This is a genomic window from Leptolyngbya boryana PCC 6306, from assembly GCF_000353285.1.
In the GTDB taxonomy this organism is placed as follows: domain Bacteria; phylum Cyanobacteriota; class Cyanobacteriia; order Leptolyngbyales; family Leptolyngbyaceae; genus Leptolyngbya; species Leptolyngbya boryana.
Genome location: NZ_KB731324.1, coordinates 3355897 through 3367230, shown reverse-complemented (window position 1 = coordinate 3367230; position 11334 = coordinate 3355897). Strand labels below are relative to the sequence as shown.

Annotated in this window: 9 protein-coding genes; 6 read left to right on the top strand and 3 right to left on the bottom strand. The window is 47.2% G+C overall.

From position 1 onward, the window contains the following. Window positions 1-360: 360 nt before the first annotated feature. Window positions 361-1179 carry a squalene/phytoene synthase family protein gene (locus LEPBO_RS0116990; protein WP_017288760.1) on the bottom strand — a complete coding sequence of 273 codons (819 nt, stop codon included), beginning with the start codon at window positions 1177-1179 and terminating at the stop codon, window positions 361-363. A gap of 185 nt (window positions 1180-1364) precedes the next feature. Between LEPBO_RS0116990 and LEPBO_RS0116985 the strand changes: the two genes are divergently transcribed. The 6 genes from LEPBO_RS0116985 to recQ all read left to right on the top strand — a co-directional run bounded on the left by LEPBO_RS0116985 (window position 1365) and on the right by recQ (window position 10033). Next, window positions 1365-1829 carry an EVE domain-containing protein gene (locus LEPBO_RS0116985; protein WP_263970829.1) on the top strand — a complete coding sequence of 155 codons (465 nt, stop codon included), beginning with the start codon at window positions 1365-1367 and terminating at the stop codon, window positions 1827-1829. A gap of 53 nt (window positions 1830-1882) precedes the next feature. Next, window positions 1883-3679: a translational GTPase TypA gene (typA, locus tag LEPBO_RS0116980; protein ID WP_026148710.1), complete on the top strand. Its 1797-nt coding sequence runs from the start codon at window positions 1883-1885 to the stop codon at window positions 3677-3679. A 459-nt stretch (window positions 3680-4138) separates the two neighbouring features. After that, on the top strand, window positions 4139-5881 hold the full coding sequence (locus tag LEPBO_RS0116975; RefSeq protein ID WP_017288757.1) for an iron uptake porin: 1743 nt from the start codon (window positions 4139-4141) through the stop codon (window positions 5879-5881). A gap of 162 nt (window positions 5882-6043) precedes the next feature. Further along, window positions 6044-6490 carry an RrF2 family transcriptional regulator gene (locus LEPBO_RS0116970; protein ID WP_017288756.1) on the top strand — a complete coding sequence of 149 codons (447 nt, stop codon included), beginning with the start codon at window positions 6044-6046 and terminating at the stop codon, window positions 6488-6490. A 47-nt stretch (window positions 6491-6537) separates the two neighbouring features. Continuing rightward, the gene (gene cysK / locus LEPBO_RS0116965) at window positions 6538-7503 is read left to right on the top strand and encodes a cysteine synthase A (RefSeq protein WP_017288755.1); all 966 of its coding nucleotides are present in this window, start codon (window positions 6538-6540) and stop codon (window positions 7501-7503) included. A gap of 148 nt (window positions 7504-7651) precedes the next feature. Next, window positions 7652-10033 carry a DNA helicase RecQ gene (gene recQ, locus LEPBO_RS0116960; RefSeq protein WP_017288754.1) on the top strand — a complete coding sequence of 794 codons (2382 nt, stop codon included), beginning with the start codon at window positions 7652-7654 and terminating at the stop codon, window positions 10031-10033. On the opposite strand, the gene LEPBO_RS0116955 is transcribed toward recQ, so the two are convergent. Both LEPBO_RS0116955 and LEPBO_RS0116950 read right to left on the bottom strand, forming a co-directional pair. After that, on the bottom strand, window positions 10030-10551 hold the full coding sequence (locus LEPBO_RS0116955; RefSeq protein ID WP_017288753.1) for a TM2 domain-containing protein: 522 nt from the start codon (window positions 10549-10551) through the stop codon (window positions 10030-10032). The two genes, recQ and LEPBO_RS0116955, sit on opposite strands and share 4 nt — an antisense overlap. 152 nt (window positions 10552-10703) lie before the next feature. Beyond that, a complete protein-coding gene (locus LEPBO_RS0116950) occupies window positions 10704-10913 on the bottom strand; it encodes a hypothetical protein (protein WP_017288752.1) in 210 nt (69 codons plus the stop codon). Window positions 10914-11334 lie beyond the last annotated feature (421 nt).

Below are 11334 nucleotides of genomic sequence, written 5' to 3'. Positions count from 1 at the left end.
TAACCCAAGATTTTTCAACATGGAAGCTCAGGGAGATTTAGATAGCCCAATGAGCGTGCGATCGCGTTCTTTAATATTTCTTAACAGAGCAAATTAGTATCGCTCTGTAACAGCAAATTTCTCATTCTGTGAAAGATTGAAGCCGTATTGTGGGAAGTTCCTGTGGGATCTCACGAACTGACTGAGATGGCTTGCGCGAGAGCTTTTGGGGAAGATGAAGATTGTTGGAGAGTTCATGTGCAAATCACAATGAAGCGCTATCGATTTGCATCATGCAGAGAGACTAAAGCGATTCGCTGCAATCGCGTTTCCAATCCACCACGGACTGGAAACGCAAAGGTTGATCTCATTCAAACGGTTCTAACTCGCTGTCACTTGCTGAACCAGTTCCATGACTTCCGATCGACTGAGTTTTTCTGCCCCGTGCTGTATCGCTTCTAAAGTTGCATAAGCCAACGTTAGAATGACGCGGCAGAAATCCCGTGCCGGGCTGATTTCAGGCAGCGACTCGACATAAGCACTCGCAAGTTCAAGCTGGCGGCGGGAATAAGCTTGCATCTCATCATCTGTCCACCCCCTCGGGTAGAACGCTACACCACGAGTAAAATCCTCGCCGTGATTTCGCAAAATATTCACCGACTGTAACCCCCGACCGAACCCCACTGCTTGAATACGATCGGTCTTCGTTCCGTCATACCAAGCCCAAAGATCCGATAGCAACAATCCAACCGAAGCTGCCACGCTAAACGTATATTGATCAAGTTCCGTTTCAGTATGAATTGCCCAATTACAGTCTGCCCAATGCGCCATGCGGTCAGACATGGTAGAAATCGCTTCCCAAATTCGAGGAGCAATTTCCGCAGGCGCATAAGAGAGCCATTCGTCCAGTCGCAGTGTGACTTCTTCAAGATGCTCAAGTTCTGAGGCAAAAATTGGACGGAAATCTTCAGACGTAAAACCGCGATCGCCCGCTTGCAACACCAAACTGATTTGCCGAAGCATTCGAGACTTGACTGCATTCTCTAAATCGGGATGGTCTTCGATTTGGTCGATCGCTCTCATGCACAAATATGCCGACGCTACCGCTTCTTTGAGTCCGGTCGGCAGGCGACTAATGGGAATGAAAAATGTCCGACTCGTCTCCTTCAAAACATCCAAGGCGGTTTTTTGTAAGTTCATATGATTTCACTCCTCTCTCGAAACTTTTATAACAGGTTGCGTTCTCGAAAAACTGTTTATTCACATGTCACTCAATAATTTCTGCTTATTCGCAACCTTACAAGATGTTGGAACTCAGTGCGGTAGACTGCTGGGGAATTTTGGGAATCAGCATGAAATCGGAATTGAACATGAAATATTGGTTGATGAAATCAGAACCTGATGTCTATGGGATTACGGATCTCGAACGCGATCGCATCACTCTCTGGGACGGTGTTCGCAATTACCAAGCGCGGAATTATTTAAAGTCAATGGAGGTCGGAGACCTTGCGTTCTTCTACCATTCCAATGCCAAGCCACCTGGCATCGTCGGCTTGATGCACATTGTGGAAGCTCGTGTCGTCGATCCCACTCAATTTGATCCGGACAGTGATTATTACGACGCAAAATCTTCGCCAGATGCTCCCCGATGGCATACCGTTCGAGCAGAGTTTGTTAAGAAATTCCCAATGATTTCGTTGGAGATTTTACGACAAACATTTACACCCGAAGAATTAGCAGTCGTCCGGCAAGGCAATCGCCTCTCCGTATTGCCTGTAGAAAAAGAAATCAGCGATCGAATTTTCAACTTAATTTCAGAACAAATTTCCAACCGAACCAGAAGCCGTTAGGATAGAATTGTTAAGCTCTTATTACGATTCTTTTCAACCCTTACGGTCTATCTATGACTCTTCCCATTCGCAACGTTGCTATCATCGCTCACGTTGACCACGGTAAAACTACACTGGTCGATGCTCTTCTTAAGCAGGCGGGAACGTTCCGCGAGGGAGAAGAGATCCCGGACTGCGTAATGGACTCGAACGATCTAGAGCGCGAACGCGGCATCACGATTTTGTCTAAAAATACCGCTGTTCGATACAAAGATACTCTAATTAATATTGTCGATACACCTGGACACGCCGACTTCGGTGGTGAAGTTGAGCGAGTTTTAGGCATGGTAGATGGCTGTCTACTCATTGTGGACGCAAACGAAGGTCCAATGCCTCAAACTCGCTTTGTGTTGAAGAAGGCATTAGAGAAAGGACTGCGCCCGATCGTATTTGTGAATAAAATCGATCGTCCTCGTGCCAATCCAATGATTGCCGTTGATAAAGTTCTGGATCTGTTCATTGAACTGGGTGCAGACGATGACCAGTGCGAATTCCCTTATCTCTTTGGTTCTGGTCTTTCCGCGTTTGCGAAGAACACGCTGGAAGAAGAATCAGATGATATGCAGCCGCTCTTTGATGCAATTTTGCGTCACGTTCCGCCGCCAGTTGGCGATGCGTCAAAACCCCTTCAATTGCAAGTGACAACACTAGATTATTCAGATTATCTCGGTCGGATTGTGATCGGGAAAATTCACAACGGCACGATTAGGGTTGGGCAGCAAGCTGCGATCGTTACCGAAACTGGAGAAGTCGTCAAATCTAAAATCTCGAAGCTAATGGGCTTTGAAGGTCTAAAGCGGATTGAAATTAGTGAAGCAACGGCTGGAAACTTAGTTGCAGTGGCAGGGTTTGCAGGTGCAAACATCGGTGAAACAATTACTGATCCGAATGATCCTCAAGCATTGCCTCTGATTAAAGTCGATGAGCCGACATTGCAAATGACATTCTCTGTGAACGATTCGCCGTTTGCTGGGCAAGAAGGGACGTTTGTAACCTCACGGCAACTCCGCGATCGACTGTTCCGCGAACTCGAAACAAATGTGGCGTTGCGAATTGAAGAAACCGATTCACCAGACAAATTAGCCGTGTCTGGACGGGGTGAACTGCACCTTGGGATCTTAATCGAAACAATGCGTCGGGAAGGTTACGAGTTCCAAGTCTCTCAGCCACAAGTGATTTTCCGTGAAGTAAACGGGCAACCTTGCGAACCCTTTGAAACTCTAGTCTTAGATGTTCCCGAAGAAGCAGTCGGAGGCTGTATCGAACGTCTCGGACAGCGCAAAGGCGAAATGCAAGATATGCAGGTTGGAACCAATGGACGCACGAATTTGGAATTTGTGATTCCAGCTCGCGGTTTGATTGGATTCCGGGGTGAATTCATGCGTCTGACTCGTGGGGAAGGCATCATGAACCACAGCTTCTTGGAATATCGCAAGATGAGTGGGGACATTGAAGCCCGTCGGAATGGGGTGCTGATCTCATTTGAAGAAGGAACCGCGACATTCTATGCCATGCAGAACGCTGAAGATCGTGGAGTCTTCTTTATCAAGCCTGGAACGAAAGTCTACAAAGGCATGATTCTGGGTGAGCACAATCGCCCACAAGATCTCGAACTCAACGTCTGCAAAGCGAAGCAGCTAACAAACCACCGTGCATCAGGTGGTGAAGAACTGGTTCAATTGAAAGAGCCAGTTGATATGAGTTTGGAACGGGCACTTGAGTATATCGGCCCTGACGAACTGCTAGAAGTCACCCCCGAATCGATTCGATTACGGAAAGTGGCAAAAGCGAAGAGATTAGCGAAGAAATAGGTTGAGCAGCGGGAGGTTAATCACTTCCCGCTTTTTATTTGGAGAGCGATCGCACTCTTCTCAGTCGATTCGTTAGAATCAACCTTCCCATGCGTATCAGATCCCTACGACAGTACTCAAGCCCAGCATTCGACCCGCAAATTCAGACTTCGACGGATTGAGCGCCGTTGAGCCTGAACTTTTGGTGCGAATTTCATGAACTTCTTCTTAACTTGGAGTGAATCCAGTTAAGAACTGAATAGACTTTTCTTTATGAAGATTTAGTAAAGAACTGATGGTGTTCCTGATCACAACTCTCTTGATAAGCAGCCTGAAACGTTGATTTCGCTGATAATTTGAAATTTCAAGCAGTTTGGAATCTGAATTGTACTAGGCTATACTGTTACGGAATGTTGTAATTTTGCCATCAAGGCGAAGTTGCAATGTTTTCAATCTGATGGTGTGAATACGGAAGTGACCATGTCTAATAATTTGTGGAAATCGCTGCTGGTTAATCCAGTGCTTTTGAGTGCGACCCTGACTGTCTCCGCGACGATCGGCATTGCGACCGCCGCTAATGCATCTGAAATTAAAGCTGATACGACCGCTCCGAGTGCTTCGCTTGACCAATTGAATGCATATAGCAACGAAGGAGTTGTATCGGCGAATGACGCTGGTCAAGTCACTTCAGTCTCACAATTGTCGGATGTCAGACCCACCGACTGGGCATTCCAAGCGCTGCAATCCTTGGTTGAGCGCTATGGTTGTATCGCAGGTTATCCCGATCGTACCTACCGTGGGAACCGAGCGCTGACTCGTTACGAATTCGCCGCTGGTTTGAATGCTTGTCTCGATCGCGTCAACGAATTGATCGCAGCATCCACGGCTGACCTCGTTAAGAAAGAAGATTTGGCAACCCTGCAAACACTGCAAGAACAATTTGCAGCAGAACTCGCAACTTTACGCGGTCGTGTGGATTCACTGGAAGCTCGCACCACCACTTTAGAGAAGCAGCAATTCTCCACCACTACCAAACTGCAAGGGGAAGCAATTTTCTCAATTTCTGGCGCACAAGGCGACAGCAAAGCAGTTAGCTCCTTGTTGGAGAGAAGAGCAGCAGAAACGGGCGCAGCCGTTGCAAGACCTGACGTTGACGACAATACCACTTTCAGCAACCGAGTTCGTTTGAGCTTGAGAACGAGCTTCACCGGACAAGACACATTGTTGACCCGGATTCAAGCACGAAACATCACCGACTTCGCGGGTGCAGCAGGCACAAACATGGCTGACCTCTCCTATGAAGGCGGTCGGACGGCAGACAACTCGGCATTCGTCGATAAATTGTTCTATCGTTTCCCGATCGGGCAAGGTGGAGCCGTTACCATTGATGCGATCAACGGTGAGTTCTACAACAACGTCAACAACTTCAACCCACTGCTAGCAAGTGATAGCCAAGGCTCGATCTCGCGCTTTGGTCGTTTCAACCCAATCTACCGTCAAGGTGCAAGTGGTTCAGGAAGCGGTGCGGGTGTAACTCTAAACTATCCATTGAGCCAAGCATTCACGGTATCGCTCGGCTATTTGGCTGATAATGGCAACGATCCGACCGACAAGAATGGATTGTTCAATGGCTCAAATGCAGCATTGGCTCAGCTTGCTTTCAAACCCTCTTCAAATATTGACTTGGGTTTCACTTACGTCCGCTCTTATGACCGTTTGACAGGTGCGAGTGTTTCCAGTGGAACAGGCAGCGCCTTGTCGAACAACCCATTCGGTAATTTCATTAATGCAGGTGGAGTTCGGGGTTCGGCAGTTTCAGCAGACCACTTTGGTGTTCAAGGGTCATTCAAAGTGACGCCGGGTCTCGTCTTATCAGGTTGGGGCGGTTTGACCAAAGCCCATGCTGAAAACAGAGCAACCAACGCAGATGCAACAATTCTGAACTGGGCTGTGGGTCTTGCATTCCCTGACTTGGGTGGAAAGGGCAACATGGCGGGTCTGATCTTCGGGATGCCGCCGAAAGTGACCGATAGTGATTTGGTCGTGAACGGTATTCGTCAGGAAGACGAGGATACTTCGTTCCACTTGGAAGGTCTTTACCGTCTGCGATTGAACGACAAGATCTCGATCACGCCGGGCATCATTGTATTGTTCAATCCTGAGCACAACAATGCAAACGATACAGTTTATGTCGGGACAATTCGGACGACCTTCTCGTTCTAGTCTAAGTTGATGCCTTGCTAAAACTTGAAAGCCTCGCGATTTGCGAGGCTTTTTTTATATCAAAAAATTGGAAACCTACAAAACCCTAGTGGATAACCGGAGTATACTAGGAGAAAGAGCCTTCAACTCGATCTGAAATCATCTGTTTACCTGAGTGTGCCCGTGGAGATTTCCTGTAAAAGCGAATATGCCCTGCTTGCGCTGATTGAACTCGCGATCGCTTACGAGAGCAAAGAGCCGCTCCAAATTCGGCAAATTTCTGTTCAACAAAATATTCCCGATCGCTATTTAGAGCAACTGTTGGCGATGTTGCGGCGGGGTGGGATTGTGCGATCGCAGCGGGGTGCGAAAGGGGGTTATCTGTTAGCAAGAGAGCCGTGGAAAATTACGCTGTTTGAGATCTTGGCATGTTTAGAAGGATTTGATACGCAGCCGATCGATCAAGAGACGGCGCTAAAATCTGGTAAAACGCTCGAAGGAGCAGTCATTTGTGAAATTTGGCACGAAGCTCAAGAAGCCGCAAATGCTGTCTTTCAGAAATATACGCTGAAAGATTTGTGTGAACGGCGAGATGCGCGTCGTCAATTGGACTTCATGTATTACATTTAATTTTTGCCCCGACGTAAGAGATTGCGTCATTTACCCATATTTTCTCTATGCGGATTGCTCAGAATGTTACAGCTTTGATTGGACATACTCCTCTTGTCCAACTGAATCGCATTCCTCAAGCCGAAGGATGTGTCGCGCGAATCGTTGCCAAGCTTGAAGGGATGAATCCTTCGGCTTCAGTCAAAGATCGGATCGGAATTAATATGATTTTGGCGGCGGAACGAGAAGGATTGATTTCGCCAGGCAAAACAGTTTTAGTCGAGCCGACTTCGGGAAATACAGGAATTGCTTTGGCGATGGCTGCGGCTGCAAAAGGGTATCGACTAATTTTGACGATGCCGGAAACGATGAGTTCGGAGCGGCGAGCCATGCTGAGAGCCTATGGTGCGGAGTTGGAGTTGACTCCGGGAATCGAAGGGATGGCAGGTTGTATCCAACGCGCGCAGCAGATTGTCGATACGACGCCTCATGCTTATATGTTGCAGCAGTTTCGCAACCCTGCGAATCCTCAAATCCATCGTGAGACGACGGCTTCGGAGATTTGGGAAGACACAGAAGGCGAGGTTGATTTTGTTGTAGCGGGAATTGGAACAGGCGGAACGATCACGGGAGTTGCTGAGGTGATTAAGCAACGCAAGCCGAGCTTTAAAGCGATCGCTGTTGAACCTTCCAATAGCCCAGTGCTTTCCGGTGGTCGTCCAGGGCCGCATAAAATTCAAGGAATTGGGGCAGGGTTTATTCCGCCTGTGCTGAATGTGAATCTGATTGATGAAGTGATTTCAGTGTCAGATGAGGATGCGATCGCGTATAGTCGGCGGTTGGCAAGAGAAGAAGGATTACTGTCAGGAATTTCCAGTGGAGCTGCTTTAAAGGCAGCGATCGAGATCGGGAAGCGCCCGGAGAATGATGGCAAGCTGATCGTGATGATTCAGCCGAGTTTTGGAGAGCGATATTTAAGTACAGCGCTGTTCCAAGATCCAGAGTTGACGATGCCGTCCATGTTGAATGGATAAGGGTTTTCGGCTCGATGTCCTACTAACTCATCACAATCAATCTGATAGGGGGTGGGGAGATAGGGAGATAGGGGCAATCTGAGTCTAGGTTCTCCCCATCTTCCCACTTTGCAGGATGAATGCGGTGGACGACTAGCGATAAGAAGAGATGCGATCGTATCTCTTGTTAAGCTGGATTAGTACTGCTATTCTGTTGCAGTTGCAGCGCTTCGGCGTTTGGGGCATTTTGGCAATCCTGTTCTCTCTTCTCAAAGTCATGTCTACGTCTTTATCGATTTCGCTCGATTCGCCTTCGTTAGAAGAGGCGCTAAAACATTACTTTGGGTATGACAGTTTTCGTCCGGGTCAGCGCGAGATCATTGAACATGTTTTGGCAAATCGAGATCAGTTGGTGATTATGCCAACAGGCGGCGGGAAGTCGATTTGTTTTCAACTGCCAGCCTTGCTCAAACCAGGATTGATGATTGTTGTTTCGCCGCTGATTGCATTAATGCAGGATCAAGTTGAACTCTTACGAGACAATGGGATTTCAGCAACATTTCTGAATAGTAGTTTGTCAGCAGAGGAGCGGCGATCGCGAGGTCGAGCGGTAATGGAAGGCAGGATTAAACTGCTTTATGTTGCACCCGAGCGGTTGTTGAGTGAGGATTTTCTCCAAGGAGTCATGCCGCACATCGTTGAGCGCGTGGGCATTTCAGCGTTTGCGATCGATGAAGCGCACTGTGTTTCAGAGTGGGGGCATGACTTTCGACCTGAGTATCGGCAACTGAGTACGTTGCGATCGCGCTATCCGAACATTCCCATCATTGCTTTAACTGCAACTGCAACGCATCGAGTGCGAGATGACATTGTGCAGCAGTTGAACTTACATCAGCCTCGGGTAAATGTTTCGAGCTTTAATCGTAGTAACTTGTACTATGAAGTTCGCCCCAAGACGAAAACGGCTTATGCCGAGGTTGTTCAGCAGATCAAAGAAACGCCCGGAGCCGGAATTATTTATTGTTTAAGTCGGAAACGAGTCGAAGAGATTGCAGCTCGGTTAAAGCAAGATGGCATTGCAGCACTGCCTTATCATGCTGGACTCAATGGGGAAACGCGCCAAGATAATCAAACTCGTTTCATTCGAGATGATGTGAGAGTGATGGTCGCGACGATCGCATTTGGGATGGGCATTAATAAGCCGGATGTGCGATTTGTAATTCACTACGACATTCCCAAAAACATTGAAGGTTACTATCAAGAATCAGGGCGAGCTGGACGGGATGGAGAACCTTCGACTTGCACCTTGTTTTATAGCTATGCCGATGTAAAAACGATTGAATACATCATTTCTCAGAAAGTAGACCCCAACACGGGTGAAGCTCTCGAAGATGAACAACGCATTGCGACTCAACAATTGCGGCGCGTCATTAACTATGCAGAAGCAACCGACTGTCGTCGCACGATTCAGCTTTCTTACTTTGGTGAAGCCTTTGCAGGTCAGTGCGATAACTGTGATAACTGTAAGTTCCCGAAACCTGTTGAAGATTGGACAGTTGAAGCGCAGAAATTCCTTTCTTGTATCGCACGATTTGCTCAACGAGGGCGCACGTTTGGCATGGTACATACGATTGATGTGCTGCGCGGTTCTAAAAGTAAGCGGGTTCTTGAGAATAAGCACGATACACTCAGCACTTACGGGATTGGGAAAGATATCAGTGCTGATGATTGGAAGATGTTAGGTCGATCGCTGATTCATCAACGTCTAGTAGACGAATCAACGGATGGTTACTCTGTGCTAAAACTCAATGATTTAAGTTGGGAAGTGTTGCGATCGGAGAGAAAGGTTCACATCGCGATCGATAAAGCTAAACCTGCACTGACAATTGCTCAAACTGTTGCAGTTGATACGCCTGAATCCGAAGAACTCTTTGAGCGCTTGCAGAAACTCCGCAAACGTCTAGCAGACGAACAATCTGTGCCGCCGTATGTGGTTTTCTCGAATGCAAGTTTGCGGCTCATGGCACAGCAACAACCGCAGACGCGCCAGCATTTTCTCAATATTTCTGGGGTGGGAACGCGCAAGCTGGCACAGTATGGAGATGTCTTTTTAGCAGAGATTCGAGAGTTTCGAGTAGATAATGGGTTGCCGATCGAGATCGAGCCGACTTCAGAAGCCAAGATTACAAAATTAGAGAACCATGTGACAAAGCTCGATTCTGCTCCAGTTCCGCCTGCTGCAAATGAAGCAACTTACACTCAGCTTTATACGCTGGAACTTTTCCAGCAAGGTATGAAACCTTCAGAGATTGCAGAGGAGCGCAAAATTCGTTTAAGTACAGTGATGACGCATTTGGCAGATTTGATTGAGATGAACTATCCGGTGGATCTCGATCGCTTAGTTGCGCGCGATCGCCAAGCAAAAATTCTCGAAGCGATTCAGCAAGCAGATGATTTCTCGCTGTCTAAACTGCGCGATCGCTTAGGCGAAACTTATGGCTGGGACGAAATTCGGTTGATGCGATCGTGGTGGAATATTCAGAATCACTAAAGTTCTTTGAATTCGTAGAGGACAATTCCTGTTTCTGGATCATTGCCGATTTCAAGATAACCACTGTTTAGCATTTCTTTCAGTAAAGTTTCAACCTGCTGAAAACTTAGCCCGGTTGCCATTACGCCTTGAGTCACAGAGAGCCTACCATCTCTGGATTCTGCTGCTTTTAAAAGCTCGACCGTCGCTTGCTGCCGAGACATCGATTCCATCGAATCAAACAGCTTTGGCGATCGCATCGCTGCAAACTTGGAAGATTGCAATGTGATCTGCTCGATTTTCAGTGCGATCGGGTTTTGCTCTAATAGCGGTCTGTACTGTTCTCCAAGCCGAGCATTGTGAACTTCGACCATTTTGGGAATGAGAAGCAGATCAAATAACTGCCCAAAGCCGAACAGCCCAAATGTGCCAAGCCAAAGAAATCCTGTTGCAGTCTGACCATTGTAAAGGCGGTGCAGTCCAGAGAGACCCACTAATCCGCCTAACCATAGAACATAGGCTGTTCCGACTTTGTTCATAGCGTCGATCGCACTTCACTGCCGCTATGATAGCGAGAATTTCAGGTCTATTCGAGGTTACATTGAGAGTTAACTGGAATTTGCAACGCGGATGAAATGCGGAATGGCGAGGTTGAGCGTTCTACCAGAAAGCATTGATGATCGTCAGTATTTCACAAATGAACTTGATCGGGAATTAGGCTGAGATCGCGATTCAGATCGATTTCATCAGCGACTTTACAAAGCGGTGAGTTACGGAAAAAATCGACGAGCGAAGCATTAGATTTCTGAGGAGCTAAGCTCTGGCTGAGAAGCTGAATGAGACGAAGTTTTTCGGCAGGCTCAAGGCTGAGAAGTTGCTGTTCTAGTTCTTGAATGGTCATCAGCCATAGTTTGAACTCGGTTCTCTTAATTTTAAGGTGAGGCAGCACGATCACAGATTAGGCGATCGTTTGAAGTTCAGTGAAATACCATTTGGGTTCTGCGTTTTCGGTATAGCGGGTGAGGATTCCGAATCGCACTTAATCTAAACCGAATCATCATGCCAAAATAATCGTAGAGACAATTTCCAATACTTCGGACAGTTTTAATTAGAGGCTCGACAAGAAAGCTATTCGCCCTTTAAGGCGATTTCCGTTAATGAATTTACCCGTTAAGCGGTCGAATTAAGACATCCAATTTCGGGAAATCTGGATTGCGTTCTAATCTGCGATCAACCTCACGCATCGCTGAGTTCGGAATGCAAATCCTTTATGCTTAAGGCTTTCCGTTGTCCACGGCATTTAATTTGATACAACGGAATTC